The organism is Streptomyces sp. Isolate_45, from assembly GCF_024721315.2.
Classification (GTDB): domain Bacteria; phylum Actinomycetota; class Actinomycetes; order Streptomycetales; family Streptomycetaceae; genus Streptomyces.
This window is the reverse complement of sequence record NZ_JANFAK020000140.1, coordinates 1-20732: the sequence shown is the minus strand read 5'-3', so window position 1 is coordinate 20732 and position 20732 is coordinate 1. Positions and strand designations below refer to the sequence as shown.

The window sequence follows — 20732 nt, the reverse complement described above, 5'->3', positions numbered from 1 at the left end:
GGCTTCGGTGTGTTCGTCGAGTCGAGCCCGCACCCCGTCCTCACCGTCGGGATGCAGGAGACGGTGGAGGACGCGGGTCGCGAGGCGGCCGTCCTGGGGTCGCTGCGCCGCAACGAGGGCGGCCTGGAACGGTTCTGGTCGTCGCTGGCCGAGGCCTACGTCCGTGGTGCGGTGGTGGACTGGGACGCCGTGTTCGCCGGTACGGGCGCACAGCGCGTGGACCTGCCCACCTACGCCTTCCAGCAGGAGCACTTCTGGCTCGAAAGCGGCACCCCGGCGGAGCCCGAGGCCGCCGCGTACCCGGCCGGCGCCGCCGATGCGCGGTTCTGGGAAGCCGTCGAGGCCCACGACGTCGCCGCCCTCACCGCCGAGCTGGACGTCGACGCCGACGAGGCGCTCACCGCACTGCTCCCCGCACTGTCCTCGTGGCGCCGCCATAGCCATGAGCGGTCCACCGTCGACGGCTGGCGGTACCGGATCACCTGGAAGCCGGCCCCCGAGCCCGCGTCCGCACCACGTCTCTCCGGTACCTGGCTGATCGCGGTCCCCGACGCCCCGACCGATGCCGCGTCGACGGAAACCGTTCTGCGTACGCTCGCCGAACACGGCGCCGACGTACGTCGGATCGCCGTACCCCGCACCGACGACTCCCGCGTCGAGCTGGCCGGGCGGATCCGTGAGGCGCTCGCCGACAGCCCTGCGGTGACGGGCGTACTGTCGCTCGTCACCTCCGCCGGCACCGACGCGGCCCCCGGTGTGATCGACACCCTGTCCCTCGTGCAGGTCCTCGGCGACACCGAGGTCAACGCCCCGCTGTGGTGCGTCACCCGTGGTGCGGTCTCCGTGGCCCGCTCCGAGCCGCGGATCGATCCCGCGCAGGCCCCGGTCTGGGGCCTCGGCCGGGTGGTGGCCCTGGAGCACGGCGAGCGCTGGGGCGGTCTGATCGACCTGCCGTCCGTGGCCGATGACCGGAGCCTGTCGCGGCTCGTGGGCGTGTTGGCCGGTGACGGCGCCGAGGACCAGGTGGCCGTTCGGACCGCCGGGGTGTTCGTGCGTCGTCTGGTGCGGGCGCGCCTGTCCGGGACGCCGGTCGTGCGTGAGTGGAAGCCGCGCGGTACGACCCTGGTCACCGGGGGTACGGGTGCGCTCGGCGCGCACGTGGCCCGCTGGCTGGCGTCGAACGGTGCCGAGCACCTCGTCCTGACCAGCCGTCGCGGTCCGGACGCGCCCGGCGCCGCCGAGCTCCGTGACGAACTGACGGCCCTCGGCGCGGACGTCACGATCGCCGCCTGCGACGTCGGCGACCGCGACGAACTCGCCGGCCTCCTCGCCTCCGTACCCGCCGACCGGCCGCTCACCGCAGTCGTTCACACGGCGGCCGTCCTGGACGACGGGGTCATCGAGGCACTGACGCCCGAGCAGATCGAACGGGTCCTGCGGGTGAAGGTCGATGCCACGCGGAACCTGCACGAACTGACCCGTCACCTCGACCTCTCGGCGTTCGTCCTCTTCTCCTCCTTCGCCGCCACCTTCGGCGCCCCCGGCCAGGGGAACTACGCGCCGGGCAACGCGTTCCTCGACGCCTTCGCCGAGTACCGGCGGGCCGAAGGCCTGCCCACCACCTCCCTCGCCTGGGGCCCCTGGGGCAGCGGAGGCATGGCCGAAGGCGCCGTCGGCGACCGCATGCGCCGCCACGGCGTCATCGAGATGGACCCCGCGCGGGCCGTCAGCGCGCTCCAGCACGCCCTGGACCGTGACGAGACCACCCTGACCGTCGCCGACATGGAGTGGAAGCGCTTCGTACTCGCCTTCACCTCGGGCCGCGCCCGGCCCCTGCTGCACGACCTGCCCGAGGCACGACAGGCGGCGGAAGCCACCCGCGCCGACACCGCGGAGGACACCGGCGGCGCTGCCGTGCTCCTCCGCCGACTCGCCGGACAGCCCGAGGCCGAGCAGGAACGCCTGCTCCTGGAACTCGTCCGGACGGCCGTCGCCGCCGTACTCGGCTACGCCGGGCCCGAGGCCGTGGAGGCCGGCCGGGCGTTCAAGGAACTCGGCTTCGACTCCCTCACCTCCGTCGAACTGCGCAACCGCCTCGGCGCCGCCGTCGGGCTCAAGCTGCCGCCCACCCTCGTCTTCGACCACCCGACGCCCACCGTCCTGGCCCGGCACCTGCGCACCGAGCTCGGCGGCCGGGACGCCGGCGGTGCCGCGCCCGCCCCGACCGCCACCGGCCCCACCGCAGGAGCGGACGCCGAACCGATCGCCGTCGTCGCGATGAGCTGCCGGTTCCCCGGTGGCGTCCGCAGCCCCGAGGAACTGTGGCAACTGCTCGCCTCCGGCGGCGACGCCCTCTCCAGGTTCCCCGTCGACCGCGGCTGGGACGTCGAGGCGCTGTACGACCCCGACCCCAATGCCCAGGGCACCTCGTACACCCGGGAGGGCGGCTTCCTCACCGACGCGGCCTCCTTCGACCCGTCGTTCTTCGGGATCTCCCCGCGCGAGGCCCTCGCCATGGACCCCCAGCAGCGGCTGCTGCTGGAAACCTCGTGGGAGACGTTCGAGCGGGCCGGCATCGACCCGGAGACCCTGCGCGGCAGCCAGTCCGGCGTGTTCGTCGGGACCAACGGCTCCGACTACTCCCACCTCGTACGCGGCGCCTCCGAGGGCCTCGAAGGGCACCTGGCCACCGGCAGCGCGGGCAGCGTCGTCTCCGGCCGACTGTCCTACACCTTCGGCCTCGAAGGTCCCGCCGTCACCGTCGACACGGCCTGCTCGGCCTCGCTCGTCGCGCTGCACCTGGCGGTGCAGGCCCTGCGGTCGGGGGAGTGCTCCATGGCCCTGGCCGGCGGAGTGACCGTCATGTCCACACCCGGCACCTTCATCGAGTTCAGCCGCCAGCGAGGCCTGTCCACCGACGGCCGCTGCAAGGCCTTCTCCTCCGACGCCGACGGCTTCAGCCCCGCCGAGGGCGTCGGCATGCTCCTCGTCGAACGCCTCTCGGACGCGCGGCGCAACGGACACCCCGTACTGGCCGTGATCCGCGGTACGGCCATCAACCAGGACGGCGCCTCCAACGGGCTGACCGCCCCCAACGGTCCGTCCCAGCAGCGGGTCATCCGCCAGGCCCTGGCCAACGCCGGTGTGACCGCGGCGGAAGTCGACGTCGTGGAGGCCCACGGCACGGGCACGACCCTCGGCGACCCGATCGAGGCCCAGGCCCTCCTGGCCACCTACGGCCAGGACCGGCCCGAGGGCCGGCCGCTGCTCCTCGGGTCGATCAAGTCCAACATCGGCCACGCGCAGGCCGCCGCCGGCGTCGCCGGCGTGATGAAGGTCGTGCTGTCCATGCAGCACGGCGTACTGCCGCAGAGCATCCACATCGCCGACCCCACCCCGCACGTCGACTGGAGCGAGGGCGAGGTCGCCCTGCTGACGGAGCAGCAGGCCTGGCCCGAGACCGGTGACCGGCCCTGGCGCGCGGGTGTTTCGTCGTTCGGATTCAGCGGGACGAACGCCCATGCCATCATCGAGCAGGCCCCGGCAGAACCGGGGTCCGACGAACAGGGAACCCCTGTACCGCCGGCCCCCCACCCCCTACTGACCACGACGACCCCGGACGCCGACGACTCCGATCGGCCGGCCCCACTGCCCTGGCCCCTCACGGCCAAGACGGAAAAGGCGCTCCACGCCCAGGCGGACCGCCTGCTGAACCACCTCTCCACCCGCCCTGACCTGCGAACCGGCGACATCGGCCACTCCCTGGCCACCACCCGCACCGCCCACGACCGCCGCGCGGTACTGATCGGCCGGGACCGGGAGGAACACCTCGCCGGCCTGGCCACCCTGGCCGCGGGAGGCACCGCACCCCTGCTCGTCCAGGGGTCTGTCATCGGGGGCAGGACCGCCTTCGTCTTCCCCGGACAGGGGTCGCAATGGGTGGGAATGGCGGAAGCGCTGTTGGACGCTTCACCTGTGTTTGCAGCCCGGGTGGACGAATGTGCGACGGCGCTGGAGCCCTTCACCGACTGGTCGTTGGTGGACGTGCTCCGGGCCGCCGACGGCGCGCCCTCCCTCGATCGGGTGGACGTCGTGCAGCCGGCTCTGTTCGCGGTGATGGTGTCGCTCGCTGAGGTGTGGCGGGCTGCGGGTGTGCGTCCGGGTGCGGTGATCGGGCATTCGCAGGGTGAGATCGCTGCGGCGTGTGTGGCGGGGATCCTGTCCCTGGACGACGCGGCTCGGGTGGTGGCTCTGCGGAGTCAGGCCATCGGTCGTGTGTTGGCGGGTTTGGGTGGCATGGTTTCGGTGCCGCTGCCGGCTTCGGAGGTGCGTGAGCGGATCGCCCGGTGGGGTGAGGCACGGATCTCCGTCGCGGCCGTCAACGGCCCGTCCTCGGTGGTGGTGTCGGGTGAGGTCGAGGCCCTGGATGAGCTCCTGGCTGCCTGTGAGGCGGACGGGATCCGTGCCAGGCGGATCGCGGTGGACTACGCCTCGCACTCCGCGCAGGTCGACCTTCTGCGCGAGGAGCTGGCCGAGCTGCTCGCCCCGATCGTTCCGCAGGCCGCGCAGGTGCCGTTCCTTTCCACCGTCACCGGTGAGTGGGTGAACGGGACCGAGCTGGATGCCGGTTACTGGTTCCGCAACCTTCGTCGGACCGTCGAGCTGGAAGAAGCCACTCGCACGCTCCTCGACCAGGGTTTCGGCGTGTTCATCGAGTCGAGCCCGCACCCGGTCCTCACCGTCGGGATGCAGGAGACGGTGGAGGACGCGGGTCGCGAGGCGGCGGTCCTGGGGTCGCTGCGTCGCAACGAGGGCGGCCTGGAACGCTTCTGGTTGTCCCTCGGTGAGGCGTACGTGCGGGGTGTGGCCGTCGACTGGGACGCCGTGTTCGCCGGTACGGGCGCACAGCGCGTGGACCTGCCCACCTACGCCTTCCAGTCGCAGCGCTTCTGGCCCGAGGCCGCCCCTGTCGAAGCGGGGGAGCAGGCCGCGGAAAGCGTCGTCGACGCCCGGTTCTGGGACGCCGTCGAACGCGAGGACCTCGCCGCGCTCACCGCCGAGCTGCGGATCGAAGGTGACCAGCCGCTGACCGCGCTGCTCCCCGCGCTGTCGTCCTGGCGGCGCGAGAACCGGGAACAGTCCACGGTCGACGGCTGGCGCTACCGCGTCACCTGGAAGCCCCTCGCCGAAGCCGCCACCACCCGCCTGTCCGGGCCTTGGCTGGTCGTCGTACCCGGGACTCCGGCCGGGCCGGCCGGTGACACGGTCGCCGGCGTGCTCCGTACGCTCGCCGAGCGAGGCGCGCAGGTCCGTACGGTCACGGTGGCCGCCGACGCGGCCGGCCGGGACGCGCTCACCGCCGCGCTGAAGGCCGCCACCGACGGCGTGGACGCCCCTACCGGCGTCCTCTCCCTCCTCGCCCTCGCCGCCGGCACCGACGGCCCCGCGCTGCGCGGGCACACGGGACTGCTGGCCACCGCCGCACTAGTCCAGGCCCTCGGTGACGCCGAGGTGTCCGCACCCCTGTGGTGCGTGACCCGCGGCGCCGTCGCCGTGGCCCCGTCCGAGCGGCTCCAGGACCCGGCGCAGGCCCTCCTGTGGGGCTTCGGTCGTACGGCCGCGCTGGAGTTCCCCGACCGCTGGGGCGGTCTCCTCGACCTGCCCGCGCAGACCGACGGACGGACCCTGGAACGGCTCGTCGGGATCCTCGCCGGTGACGGGGCCGAGGACCAGGTGGCCGTCCGGGCCGCCGGGCCGTTCGGACGCCGGCTGGCCCACGCCCCCCTCGCGGACGCGCCCGTCGCCCCCGTGTGGAAGCCGCACGGTACGACCCTGGTCACCGGCGGTACGGGCGCCCTCGGCGCACACGTCGCACGCTGGCTCGCCGAGAACGGCGCCGAGCACCTGCTCCTCACCAGCCGTCGCGGCCCCGACGCCCCCGGCGCGGCCGAACTGCGCGACGAACTCACCGCGCTCGGCGCCGAGGTCACCCTCGCCGCCTGCGACATGGCCGACCGGGACGCCGTGGCCCGCCTCCTCGCCGCCGTACCCGCAGGCCGGCCGCTCACCGCCGTCGTGCACACCGCGGGCGTCCTCGACGACGGCGTCATCGACGGGCTCACCCCCGAACGGTTCGCGACCGTACTCGCCCCCAAGGCGGACGCGGCGCTCACCCTCCACGAACTGACCCGGAACCTCGACCTGTCGGCGTTCGTCCTGTTCTCCGGTGTCGCAGGCACCCTCGGTGACGCCGGGCAGGGCAACTACGCCGCCGCCAACTCCTACCTCGACGCCCTCGCCGAACAGCGGCACGCCGACGGCCTGCCCGCGACCTCCGTCGCCTGGGGTCGTTGGGGCGACAGCGGACTGGCCGCCGGTGGCGCCATCGGGGAACGCCTCGACCGCGGCGGCGTGCCCGCCATGGCACCGCGCTCCGCGATCCGCGCGCTCCAGCAGGCCCTCGACCACGGCGAGTCGGCCGTCGCCGTCGCCGACATCCAGTGGGAACGGTTCACGCCCGGCTACACCGCCGTACGCCCCAGCGCGTTCCTCGCCGACCTGCCGGAGGTGCGTCGGCTCGCGCGGTCCGCCCCGGCCGGCGGAGCGGACGAGGGCGCGGCAGGGGCCCCCGGCGAGGCGCTGCGCCGACGGCTGTCGGTGATGACGCAGACCGAACAGGCCTTGGCCGTACTGGAGTTGGTGCGCACTCACGCGGCGACCGCCCTCGGGCACGCCGGCACCGACGAGGTGGGCGCCGGTCGTGCCTTCAAGGAGCTCGGCTTCGACTCCCTGATCGCGCTGGAACTGCGCAACCGCCTGAACGCCGCCACCGGACTGAAACTCCCCGCCACGCTGGTCTTCGACCACCCGACCCCGGCGGTACTCGCCGAGTTCCTGCGGGCGGAGATCGTGCAGGACGGCAGCGCCGCCGCCGCGCCCGGCATCGCGGAACTGGAGAAGCTCGAATCCGCGCTCTCCGTCCTCGATCCCGACGGCGGTACGCGCGCCGACATCGCCTCGCGCCTCCAGGCCCTCCTGGCGAAATGGGGTGAACCCCAGGCCCATTCGAGCGGCGAGGCCGTGGCCGAGAAGCTCCAGGAAGCCACGCCCGACGAGCTCTTCGACTTCATCGAGAACGAGCTCGGTATCTAGCACAGCGGACAGCAGGCAGTAACAGCACGAGGGTTTGTGACGAGCATGGGTGAGGTTCCAATGGCGGATCAGGCTGCGGATCAGGACAAGATCATCGGCTACCTGAAGCGGGTGACGGCCGATCTGCACCAGACACGGCAGCGCCTGCGCGAGGTCGAGGCCCAGGAGCCGGAGCCGATCGCGATCGTCGGCATGGCCTGCAGGTTCCCCGGCGGCATCCAGTCGCCGGAGGACCTGTGGGACCTGGTCTCCGGCGGCCGGGACGCCATCACCGACTTCCCGGTCGACCGCGGCTGGGACATCGAGTCCCTGTACGACGCCGACCCCGACCAGCGGGGCACCTCGTACACCCGCGAGGGCGGATTCCTCGACGGCGTCGGCGAGTTCGACGCCGGGTTCTTCGGGATCAGCCCGCGCGAGACCCTCGGCATGGACCCGCAGCAGCGCCTGCTCCTCGAAACGTCCTGGGAGACCTTCGAACGCGCCGGCATCGACCCGGTCACCCTGCGCGGCAGCAAGGCCGGCGTGTTCATCGGCACCAACGGCCAGGACTACCCCGACCTGCTGCGCGACGGCGTTCCCCAGGGCGTCGAGCAATACCTCCTCACCGGGAACGCCGCCAGCGTCGTCTCCGGCCGGCTGTCCTACACCTTCGGCCTCGAAGGCCCGGCGGTCACCATCGACACCGCCTGCTCCTCCTCCCTCGTCGCCCTCCACCTGGCCGTGCAGGCCCTGCGGTCGGGCGAGTGCTCCGTGGCCCTCGCCGGCGGTGTCACGGTCATGTCCAGTCCGCGTGCCTTCGTCCAGTTCAGCCGGCAGCGCGGCCTCGCCCCCGACGGCCGGTGCAAGCCGTTCGCCGACGGCGCCGACGGCACCGGCTGGGGCGAGGGCGTCGGCATGCTCCTCGTCGAGAAGCTCTCCGACGCCCGCCGCCAGGGCCACCCGGTCCTCGCCGTCGTCCGCGGCACCGCCGTCAACCAGGACGGCGCCTCCAACGGGCTCACCGCCCCCAACGGCCCGTCCCAGCAGCGCGTCATCCGCCAGGCGCTGACCAACGCCGGGCTCACCCCGGCGCAGGTCGACGTCGTCGAGGCGCACGGCACCGGCACCACCCTCGGCGACCCCATCGAGGCCCAGGCCATCCTGGCCACCTACGGGCAGAACCGGCCCGAGGGCCGGCCGCTGTGGCTCGGTTCGATCAAGTCGAACATCGGGCACACCCAGGCCGCCGCCGGTGTCGCGGGCATCATCAAGATGGTCGAGGCGATCCGGCACGGCGTCCTGCCCGAGTCCCTCCACATCGACCAGCCGTCCTCGGCCGTCGACTGGGCCACCGGCGCCGTCCAACTCCTCGACCGGTCCGTGCCGTGGCCCGAGACCGGCCAGCCGCGCCGCGCAGGCGTCTCCTCGTTCGGCGTCAGCGGCACCAACGCCCACACCGTCATCGAACAGGCGCCGCCCGCCGAACCTGCCACCAGCAGGCCGGGCGGCACGGGCGAGGACGGCACCGCCCTCGCGGAAGCCGCCACCGGGCCCGTACCGCTGCTGATCTCCGGCCACGGCGACGAGGGCCTGCGCGCCCAGGCCGGCCGGCTCGCCGCCCACCTGCGCGCCCACCCCGCGCTCGCCGACGGCCCCGCCGCCCTCACCGACCTCGGTCTCTCCCTCGCCACCAGCCGCTCCGCGCTGGACCGGCGGGCCGTCCTCCTCCCCGCCGACCGCGAGGGGCTCCTCACCGACCTCGACGCGCTCGCCGCCGGCGAGCAGCCCGCCACCGGGGTCGTCGGCGCCGTCGGCGAGGGCAACACGGCCTTCCTGTTCACCGGCCAGGGCAGCCAGCGCCCCGGCATGGCCCGCGAACTGTACGCGACGCACCCGGCGTTCGCCCGGGCCCTCGACGAGGTCCGCGACGCCCTCGACGAGCACCTCGAACGCCCCCTGTACGACGTCCTGTTCGCCGAGCCGGGCACCGCCGAGGAGGCCCTGCTCGACGAGACCGCCCACACCCAGGCCGCCCTGTTCGCCGTCGAGGTCGCCCTCCACCGGCAGCTCGAACAGTGGGGCGTGCGACCCGACTTCCTCATCGGGCACTCCATCGGCGAACTCGCCGCCGCCCACGTCTCCGGCGTCCTCACCCTCCCCGACGCGGCCGCCCTCGTCGCCGCCCGCGGCCGCCTGATGCAGGCACTGCCCACCGACGGCGCGATGATCGCCGTCGAGGCGACCGAGGAGGAGGTCACGCCGCTCCTCACCGACCGGATCTCCATCGCCGCGATCAACGGCCCCCGCTCCGTCGTCGTCTCCGGCGACGACCACGAGGCCACGGAACTCGCCGAAAACCTGCGGGCCCGCGGCCGCCGCACCAAGCGGCTCACCGTCAGCCACGCCTTCCACTCGCCGCTCATGGACGACATGCTCGACGCGTTCCGCGCGGCCGCCGAGGCCGTCACCTACGCGCCGCCCGTCATCCCGATCGTCTCCAACCTCACCGGCGCCTCCGTCACCGCCGAGGAGATCTGCACCGCCGACTACTGGGTCCGGCACGTCCGCGAGGCCGTCCGCTTCCTCGACGGGATACGCGGCCTCGCCGCCCTCGGCGTCACCACCTTCATCGAGGTCGGCCCCGGCGGAGTGCTCACCGCCCTCGCCCAGGACTGCCTCGGCGACGAGGACGCCCACACCGACGCGGTGTTCGTGCCCGCGCTGCGCGCCGACCGCCCCGAACCCGCCGCGTTCGCCGCCGCCGTCGCCCGCGCCCATGTCCACGGCGTCCGCGTGGACTGGTCCGCCGTCTTCGCCGGCCGCGCCGGCGCCCGCGTCGAACTGCCCACCTACGCCTTCCAGCGGCGCCTGTACTGGCCCGAGCAGCTCACCGCCTGGACCGGTGACGTCACCGCCGCCGGCATCGGCTCCGCCGACCACCCGCTGCTCGGCGCGGCCATCTCCCTCGCCGACGGCGACGGCTACCTGTTCACCGGCCGGCTGTCCCTGGCCACCCACCCGTGGCTCGCCGACCACACCGTCATGGACACCGTGCTGCTGCCCGGCACGGCCTTCGTGGAACTCGCCCTCCGCGCCGGCGAACACACCGGCTGCGAACTCCTCGACGAACTCACCCTCCAGGCACCCCTGGCCCTGCCCCCGCACGGCGGCATCCAGATCCAGCTCGCCGTCGACGCCCCCGACGCCGACGGACGACGCTCCCTGACCCTGCACTCCCGGCCCGAGGACGCCGCCGACGACACCTGGGGCGAAGGCGCCTGGACCCGGCACGCCACCGGCTTCCTCGCCCCCGCCGCCCGGGACACCGCCCGCACCGGCGCCGACCTGGCCGTGTGGCCCCCGCAGGGCGCCACCGCCGTCCCCGTCGAGGGCCTCTACGAGCACCTCACCGCCTCCGGCTTCGCCTACGGACCCGTCTTCCAGGGCCTGACCGGAGCCTGGCAGCGCGCCGACGAGGTCTTCGCCGAGATCCGCCTGCCCGAACAGGCACACGCCGAGGCCGCCCTGTTCGGCATGCACCCGGCCCTCCTGGACGCCGCCCTGCACGCCGTCGGCATGGGCGACCTGCTGGAGGACACCGAGCACGGCCGGCTGCCGTTCTCCTGGAGCGGCGTCACCCTGCACGCCGTCGGCGCGCGCGCCCTGCGCGTGCGCCTGGCCCCCGCCGGCCAGGACACCGTCTCCGTCGACCTGGCCGACGAGACCGGCGCCCCCGTCGCCTCCGTCGACGCCCTGCTGCTGCGCCCCGTCACCCCCGACCAGGTACGGGCGGCCCGGACGGCCTTCCACGACTCGCTGTTCCGCGTCGAGTGGACCCCACTCGCCCTGCCCGCCGCCACCACCGTCGCCCCCGGCCGGTGGGCCCTGCTCGACGCGGCCGCGGCCGGCTCCCGGTTCACCACCGTGCTCCCCACCGCCGCCGCCCACACCGGCCTCGCCGAACTGGCCGCCGCGATCGAGGCCGGCGCCCCCGTACCGCAGGCCGTCGTGGTCCCCCTGCCCGCCGGCGGCGGCACCTCCCGGACCCCCGTGGACACCGCGCTGCCCGCAGCCGTCGCCGCGGCCCTGCACCACGCCCTGGACCTCGCGCAGGCCTGGCTCGCCGACGACCGCCTCGCCGACTCCCGGCTGGTGTTCGTCAGCCACGCGGCGGTCGCCACCACCGCCGGCTCCGACGTCCCCGACCTGGCGCACGCCCCGCTGTGGGGCCTGCTGCGCTCCGCCCAGTCCGAGCACCCCGACCGGTTCGTCCTCATCGACCTCGACGACCGCGAGGAGTCCCTGCGCGCACTGCCCGCCGCACTGGCCACCGGTGAGCCGCAGCTCGCCCTGCGCGAAGGCCGCGCCGTCGTCCCCCGGCTCGGCCGGGTCCCCGCCGTGCCCGCCGCCGAAGGACAGGAGGCCCGCCCCCTCGACACCGACGGCACCGCCCTCGTCACCGGCGCCACCGGAACCCTCGGCGGGCTCGTCGCCCGCCACCTGGTCACCGCGCACGGCGTGCGCCGCCTGCTGCTGACCAGCCGCCGCGGCGAGGCCGCCGCCGGAGCCTCCGAACTCCTCGCCGAACTGCGCGCCCTGGGCGCCGAGGTGACCCTCGCCGCCTGCGACGCCGCCGACCGCGACGCCCTCGCCGCGCTCCTGGACTCCGTACCGGCCGCACATCCGCTGACCGCGGTCGTCCACACCGCCGGCGTCCTCGACGACGGCATCCTCGAAGCGCTCACCCCCGACCGCGTCGACCACGTCCTGCCCGCCAAGGTCGACGCGGCCGTCAACCTGCACGAACTGACCCGCGGCCTCGACCTCGCCGCGTTCGTCCTGTTCTCCGCCGCCGCCGGCACCCTCGGCGCGGCCGGCCAGGCCAACTACGCCGCCGCCAACACCTTCCTCGACGCCCTCGCCCACCGGCGCCGTGCCGAAGGCCTGCCCGCCACCGCCCTCGCCTGGGGCCTGTGGGCCGAACGCAGCGCCATGACCGGCGACCTCGCCGACACCGACCTGGAACGCATCGCCCGCGCCGGCGTCGCCGCGCTGTCCTCCGCCGAGGGCCTCGCCCTCATGGACACCGCCCGCGCCGCCGGCGAACCCACCGCCGTCCCCATGCACCTGGACCTCGCCGCGCTGCGCCAGGCCGACGCGAGCATGGTCCCCCCGCTGCTGCGCGGCCTCGTCCGACCCGCCGCACGCCGGGCCGCCGCCGACCGGGGCGCCGCCCCCGCCGACGGCCTCACCGAGCGGCTCCTGCCGCTGACCGCCGCCGAACGCGACCGGCTGCTGCTCGCCACCGTCCGCGTACAGGTCGCCGCCGTCCTCGGCTTCCCCGGCCCCGACGCCGTCGACCCGGGCCGCGCCTTCAAGGAACTCGGCTTCGACTCGCTCACCGCCGTCGAACTGCGCAACCGCCTCGGCTCCGCCACCGGGGTCCGACTGCCCGCCACCCTCGTCTTCGACTACCCGACCCCGAACGCCCTCGCCGCGTTCCTGCGCACCGAACTCCTCGGCGACCTGGCAGCGCCGACCGCGCCCACCACCGCCGGCGCGCAGGCCGTCGCCGACGAGCCCATCGCCATCGTCGCCATGAGCTGCCGCTACCCCGGCGGCGTCAGCACCCCCGAGGAACTGTGGCAGCTCGTCGCCGGCTCCGTCGACGCGATCTCCCCGTTCCCGACCGACCGAGGCTGGAACCTCGACGGGCTGTACGACTCCGACCCCGGCCGCGCCGGCACCTCCTACACCCGCACCGGCGGCTTCCTGCACGACGCCGCCGACTTCGACCCCGACGTCTTCGGCATCAACCCGCGCGAGGCCCTCGCCATGGACCCGCACCAGCGGCTCCTGCTGGAAACCTCCTGGGAGGTGTTCGAACGGGCCGGGCTCGACCCGGCGTCGATGCGCGGCAGCCGCACCGGCGTCTTCGCCGGCGTCATGTACCACGACTACCTGACGCGCCTCCCGGCCGTCCCCGAGGGCCTGGAGGGCTACCTCGGCACCGGCACCGCCGGCAGCGTCGCCTCCGGCCGCATCTCCTACACCTTCGGCCTGGAGGGCCCGGCCGTCACCATCGACACGGCCTGCTCCTCCTCCCTCGTCGCCCTGCACCTGGCCGCGCAGGCCCTGCGCAGCGGCGAGTGCGACATGGCGCTCGCCGGTGGCGTCACCGTCATGTCCACCCCGGACACCTTCATCGACTTCAGCCGCCAGCGCGGCCTGTCCACCGACGGCCGCTGCAAGTCCTTCTCCGCCGACGCCGACGGCACCGCCTGGGCCGAGGGCGCCGGCATGATCCTCGTCGAGCGGCTCTCCGACGCCCGCCGCAACGGACACCCCGTCCTCGCCGTCGTACGCGGCACCGCCGTCAACCAGGACGGCGCCTCCAACGGCCTGACCGCCCCCAACGGGCCCTCCCAGCAGCGCGTCATCCGCGAGGCCCTCGCCCACGCCGGCCTGAGCGCCGCCGACGTCGACGCCGTCGAGGCCCACGGCACGGGCACCACCCTCGGCGACCCCATCGAGGCCCAGGCCCTCCTCGCCACCTACGGCCAGGGCCGCCCCGCCGACCGGCCGCTGCGCCTGGGCTCCATCAAGTCCAACATCGGCCACACCCAGGCCGCCGCGGGCGCCGCGGGCATCATCAAGATGGTCCAGGCGATGCGCCACGGCGTCCTGCCCGCCTCCCTGCACATCGGCGAGCCGTCCCCGCACATCGACTGGAGCGCGGGCGCCGTCGAACTGCTCACCGAGGCCGCCGCCTGGCCCGAGACGGACCGCCCCCGCCGCGCCGGCATCTCCTCGTTCGGGGTCAGCGGCACCAACGCCCACGTCATCATCGAGCAGCCGCCCACCGACCAGGACACCGACGCACACGCCCCCACCGGCACCGACCCGGCCGGGAACGCCGGCGTCACCCAGGGCGCCCCGCTCCCGTACGTCCTGTCCGGCCGCACCCCCGAAGCCCTGCGCGCCCAGGCCGCCCGCCTCGCAGACCACCTCGTACGACACCCCGACGCGCACCCCGCCGACGTGGCGTTCTCCCTGGCCACCACCCGCACCGCTCTGGACCGCCGCGCCGCCGTCGTCGCCGCCGACCGGGACGGGCTCCTGACCGGACTCGACGCGCTCGCCGCGGACAAGGACGGCGCCCGACTCGTCCGCCACGACACCGCCGACGGCCGCCTCGCCGTCCTCTTCACCGGTCAAGGCAGCCAACGCCCCGGCACGGGCCGCGAACTGTACGCCGCCCACCCCGTCTTCGCCGCCGCCCTGGACGAGGTCTGCGCCGCCCTCGACCCGCACCTCGAACAGCCCCTCAAGGACGTCCTGTTCGACGACGACGACACCCGCCTGAACCGGACCGGACACACCCAGCCCGCCCTGTTCGCGCTGGAGACCGCGCTCTACCGCCTCGTCGAATCATGGGGCGTGCGACCCGACTTCGTCGCCGGCCACTCCATCGGCGAGATCACCGCGGCGCACGTCGCGGGCGTCCTCACGCTCCCCGACGCGGCCGCCCTCGTCGCCGCCCGCGGTCGCCTCATGGAGCGACTCCCCGCGGGCGGCGCGATGATCGCGCTGACCGGCACCGAGTACGAGGTCCGCCCCCTCCTCGCCGGGCACGAGGACCGCATCGGCATCGCCGCCGTCAACTCGGCCTCCTCCGTCGTCATCTCCGGCGACGAGCCCCTCGCCCTGGAGATCGCCGCCGAGTTCGAACGACGCGGCCGCCGCACCAAGCGCCTCACCGTCAGCCACGCCTTCCACTCCCCGCTGATGGACGGCATGCTCGACGCCTTCCACGACATCGCCGCCTCCCTCACCTACCACGCGCCCACCATCCCCGTCGTCACCCACCTCACCGGGACCGTCGCAGGCGCGGAACTGCGCACCCCCGAGCACTGGGTCGCCCACGTCCGCGAAGCCGTCCGCTTCCTCGACGGCATCCGCACCCTGGACGCCGAACACGTCACCACCTACCTCGAACTGGGCCCGCAGGGCGTCCTGTCCGGCCTCGGCCGCGACTGCCTGACGGATACCGCCACCGCCGGCGACGCCCTGTTCGTCCCGGCCCTGCGCCGCGACCGCGGCGAGGCCGAGGCGCTCACCGCCGCCATCGCCGCCCTCCACACCCGCGCCGTCCCCCTCGACTGGACCGCGTACTTCGCCGCGACCGGCGCCCGCCGCACCGACCTGCCCACCTACGCCTTCCAACGCCGCCGGTTCTGGCTGGAGGCACCCGCCGGACACATCGGCGACGTCGAGTCGGCGGGCCTCGGCGCCGCCCACCACCCGCTGCTCGGCGCCGCCGTACCGCTCGCCGACGGCGAGGGCTTCCTGTTCACCGGACGCCTGTCCCTCGACACCCACCCCTGGCTCGCCGACCACGCCGTCATGGGCACCGTCCTGCTGCCCGGCACCGCCTTCGTCGAACTCGCCATCCGCGCCGGCGACCAGGCCGGCTGCGACGTCCTGGAGGAACTCACCCTCGAAGCGCCGCTGATCCTGGCCCCGCACACCGCGGTACGCCTCCAGATCGTGGTCGGCGCACCCGACCGCGACGGCCGCCGCACCCTCGACCTGTACTCCGGCGACCCCGACGCAGCCGACGACGAGCCCTGGACCCGGCACGCGGCGGGCGTCCTCGCCACCGGCGCGCCCCGCCCCGCCTTCGACCTCACCGCATGGCCCCCGCCCGGCGCCGAGGCCGTCACCGTCGACGGCCTGTACGAGCACCTCGGCGGCGGCGGCTTCGCCTACGGGCCCGTCTTCCAGGGCCTGCGGGCCGCCTGGACCCTCGGCGACGACGTCTACGCCGAGGTGGCCCTGCCCGACGACCGGCAGGCCGAGGCCGGCCGGTTCGGCCTGCACCCGGCCCTCCTCGACGCCGCCCTGCACGCCACCTTCGTCCAGCCGTCCCCCGACGCGGACCGCCAGGGCCGGCTCCCGTTCTCCTGGCGCGGGGTGTCCCTGCACGCCGTCGGCGCGTCCGCGCTGCGCGTCCGCCTCACCCCCGACGGCGCCGACAGCGTCTCCCTGCAACTCGCCGACACCACCGGCGCGCCCGTCGCCGCCGTCGACCACCTCGTGCTGCGGCCCGTCTCCGCCGACCGGCTCACCGCCGCCTCCCGCACCGCGCACCACGAGTCGCTGTTCCGCGTCGAGTGGGCCACGGTGCCGCTGCCGTCCGCCCCGACCGCCGAGGACACCCCCTGGGCCGTGGTGGGCCCGGACGCCGACGCGCTGCCCGGCCCGGTCCACGCCGACCTCGCGGCACTCGGCGCCGCCCTCGACGCGGGCGCCGACGCCCCCGCCCACGTCCTGGCCCCCTGCCCGCCGGCCGGCACCGGGGACGCGCTCACCACCGAAGCCGTCCGCGCCGCCGGCCACCGGGCCCTCGCCCTCGTCCAGGGCTGGCTCGCCGACGACCGGTTCGCCGCCTCCCGCCTGGTGTTCGTCACCCGGGGCGCCATCGCGACCCAGGGCGACTGGGACCTCACCGACCCGGCCCACGCCGCCGCCTGGGGCCTGGTCCGCTCCGCACAGTCGGAGAACCCCGACCGCTTCGTCCTCGCCGACCTCGACACCGGTACGACCGGCCCCGACCCCACCCTCCTCACCGCCGCCCTCGCCACCGGCGAACCGCAGTTCGCGATCCGCCGCGGCACCGTCCACGCCCCCCGCCTCGCCCGGATCCCCACCACCACCCCGCTGACACCCCCCGCGGACGGCTCCGCCTGGCGCATGGACATCGAGGACAAGGGCACCCTCGACCACCTCACCCTGGTCCCCAGCCCCGAGTCCGAGGCACCCCTGGAAGCCGGCCAGGTCCGCGTCGCCGTACGCGCCGCCGGCCTCAACTTCCGCGACGTCCTCAACGCCCTCGGCATGTACCCCGGCGACCCCGGCCTGATGGGCAGCGAAGGCGCCGGCACCGTCGTGGAGACCGGCCCCGGCGTCACCGACCTCGCCGCCGGCGACCGCGTCATGGGCATGCTGCCCGGCGCGTTCGGCCCGCTCGCCGTCGTCGACCGCCGCATGATCGCCCCCATGCCCGAGGGCTGGACCTTCGCCGAGGCCGCGGCCGTCCCGATCGTCTTCATGACGGCCTACTACGCCCTCCACGACCTCGCCGGCCTCCGCGAGGGCGAAACCCTCCTCGTGCACGCCGCGGCCGGCGGCGTCGGCATGGCCGCCGTCCAACTGGCCCGCCACCGGGGCGCCGACGTCTACGCCACCGCCAGTCCCGCCAAGTGGGACACCCTGCGCGGACTCGGCCTGACCGACGACCGGATCGCCTCCTCCCGCACCCTCGACTTCGAGGACACCTTCCGCACGGCCACCGACGGCCGCGGCGTCGACGTCGTCCTGGACTCCCTCGCCCGCGAGTTCGTCGACGCCTCCCTGCGGCTCCTGCCGCGTGGCGGCCGCTTCGTCGAGATGGGCAAGACCGACGTCCGCGACCCGCGGGAAGTCGCGGCCGCCCACCCCGGCGTCGGCTACCAGGCCTTCGACCTCACCGAAGCCGGCCTCGACCGCATCCAGGAGATGCTCACCGAGCTGCTCGGCCTCTTCGAGGCCGGCGCCCTGAACCCCATCCCCGTCTCCGCCTGGGACCTCCGCCAAGCCCCCGAGGCGTTCCGCTACCTCAGCCAGGCCCGCCACACCGGCAAGATCGTCCTGACCTTGCCCGTCGCATGGAACCCGCAGGGCACCGTCCTCATCACCGGCGGCACCGGCACCCTCGGCGCGCTCGTCGCCCGGCACGCCGTCACCGTCCGCGGCGCCCGCCGGCTCGTCCTCACCAGCCGCCGCGGCGAACGCGCCGCCGGCGCCGCCGAACTCGCCGCCGAACTGCGCGCCCTGGGCGCCGACGTCACCATCGCCGCCTGCGACGCCGCCGACCGCGACGCGCTCGCAGCCCTCCTCGACGCCATCCCCGCCGCGCACCCGCTGACCGCCGTCGTCCACACCGCCGGCGTCCTCGACGACGGCATCGCCGAGGCACTCACCTCCGAACGCCTCGACACCGTCCTGCGGCCCAAGGCAGACGCCGCCCTCCACCTGCACGACCTGACCCGCCGCCTCGACCTGGCCGACTTCGTCCTCTTCTCCTCCGCCGCCGGTACCTTCGGCGGCGCCGGACAGGCCAACTACGCCGCCGCGAACGTCTTCCTCGACGCACTCGCCCGCCACCGCCAGGCCCACGGCCTGCCCGGCACCTCCCTCGGCTGGGGCCTGTGGGCCGAAGCCAGCGGCATGACCGGAGAACTCGACACCGCCGACAAGGACCGCATGACGCGCTCCGGCGTCCTCGGGCTCTCCACCGAAGAGGGCCTCGCCCTCCTCGACACCGCCCACCGCACCGGCGACGCCCACCTCGTCCCCATGCAGCTCGACCTCGCACCCCTGCGCCAGGCCGACGCGAGCATGGTCCCCGCCCTGCTGCGCGGCCTCGTCCGGGCCCCCGCCCGCCGGGCCGTCGAAGCCGGCGCGGCCCGCACCGGAACCCCGCTGGTCGAGCAGCTCGTACGGCTCCCCGAGCCCGAGCGCGACACGCTCCTCCTCGACCTCGTACGCGACCAGGTGGCGGCCGTACTCGGCCACGCCACCCCCGACGCCGTCGAACCGGGCCGCGCGTTCAAGGACCTCGGCTTCGACTCGCTGACCGCCGTCGAGTTCCGCAACCGCCTCGGCGCCACCGCCGGCGTCCGACTGCCCGCCACCCTCGTCTTCGACTACCCCACCCCCACCGTCCTCGCCGCCTACCTCAAGGACGAACTCCTCGGCTCCGAGGCCGCCGCCGCGGCCGCCGCCCTCCCGCAGCACCCGGCCGGCGCCGCCGCCGCCGACGACCCCATCGCCATCATCGCCATGAGCTGCCGCTTCCCCGGCGGCGTCCGCAGCCCCGAGGACCTGTGGGAGCTGCTCGCCGAAGGCCGCGACGGCATCGCCGACCTCCCCGCGGACCGCGGCTGGGACACCGAGGCGCTGTACGACCCGGACCCCGACAACCCCGGCACCTCGTACGCCCGCGAAGGCGGCTTCGTCTACGACGCCCACCACTTCGACCCCGGCTTCTTCGGGATCAACCCGCGCGAGGCCCTCGCCATGGACCCGCAGCAGCGGCTCCTCCTGGAGACCTCCTGGGAGGCGTTCGAACGGGCCGGCATCGACCCGACGGGCCTGCGCGGCGGGCAGGTCGGCGTGTTCGTCGGCCAGATGCACAACGACTACGTCTCCCGCCTGAACACCGTCCCCGAAGGCGTCGAGGGCTACCTCGGCACCGGCGGCTCCAGCAGCATCGCCTCCGGCCGCGTCTCCTACACCTTCGGCTTCGAAGGCCCCGCCGTCACCGTCGACACCGCCTGCTCCTCCTCCCTCGTCGCCCTGCACCTCGCCGCGCAGGCCCTGCGCTCCGGCGAATGCTCGATCGCCCTGGCGGGCGGCGTCACGATCATCACCACCCCCGACGTCTTCACCGAGTTCAGCCGGCAGCGCGGTCTCGCCGCCGACGGCCGCTGCAAGCCGTTCGCGGCCGCCGCCGACGGCACCGCTTGGGGCGAGGGCATCGGCATGCTGCTCGTCGAGCGGCTCTCCGACGCCCGCCGCAACGGCCACCGGGTACTCGCCGTGGTCCGCGGCACCGCCGTCAACCAGGACGGCGCCTCCAACGGCCTCACCGCCCCCAACGGTCCTGCCCAGCAGCGCGTCATACGCCAGGCCCTCGTCAACTCCGGCCTGAACGCCGCCGAAGTGGACGCCGTCGAGGCGCACGGCACGGGGACCCGGCTCGGCGACCCGATCGAGGCACAGGCACTGCTGGCCACCTACGGCCAGGACCGGCCCGAGGACCGTCCCCTCTGGCTCGGCTCCATCAAGTCCAACTTCGGCCACACGCAGGCCGCCGCGGGCGTCGCCGGCATCATCAAGATGGTCCAGGCGATGCGCCACGGCGTACTTCCCCGCACCCTCCACGTCGACGAGCCCTCCCCGCACGTCGACTGGTCCGCGGGCGCGGTCTCCCTGCTCACCGAGCAGCGCCCCTGGCCCGAGACCGGCCGCCCCCGCCGCGCGGGCATCTCGTCCTTCGGCATGAGCGGTACCAACGCGCACGCCATCGTCGAACTCCCGGACATCCCGGCCCCCGCCGCCGCTCCCGCCCCGGTCACCTCCGGCACTCCCGCGGCCCCGGCAGCGCTGCCCTGGCACCTGACGGCCCGCACGCCCGAAGCCCTGCGCGCCCAGGGCGAACGCCTCCTGTCCCACCTGGACGCCCACCCCGACGCGGAACCCGCCGCCGTCGGCCACTCCCTGGCCACCGGCCGGGCCGTCTTCGAACACCGCGCCACCGTGGTCGCCTCGGACCGCGACGGATTCCGCGCCGGCCTGGCGGCCCTCGCCGAGGGCCGCACGGCTGCCGGACTCGTCCGGGGCGCGCCGACCGCCGGCGGGAAGCTTGCCTTCCTGTTCACCGGTCAGGGCAGTCAGCGGCTGGGGATGGGGCGCGAACTGTACGACGCCTACCCCGTGTTCGCGGACGCCCTGAACACCGTGTGCGAAGGACTGGAACTCGAACTCCCCCT

Annotated in this window: 2 protein-coding genes; both read left to right on the top strand. The window is 74.7% G+C overall.

Annotated features, from left to right (window positions below):
- Positions 1–51: 51 nt before the first annotated feature.
- Positions 52–7152 (top strand): type I polyketide synthase, encoded by a 7101-nt coding sequence (locus NOD94_RS31995; RefSeq protein WP_348652365.1) that lies wholly within the window; start codon positions 52–54, stop codon positions 7150–7152.
- A gap of 60 nt (positions 7153–7212) precedes the next feature.
- A partial coding sequence (locus tag NOD94_RS31990; protein ID WP_281209672.1) for a type I polyketide synthase occupies positions 7213–20732 on the top strand: 13520 nt, incomplete at its 3' end.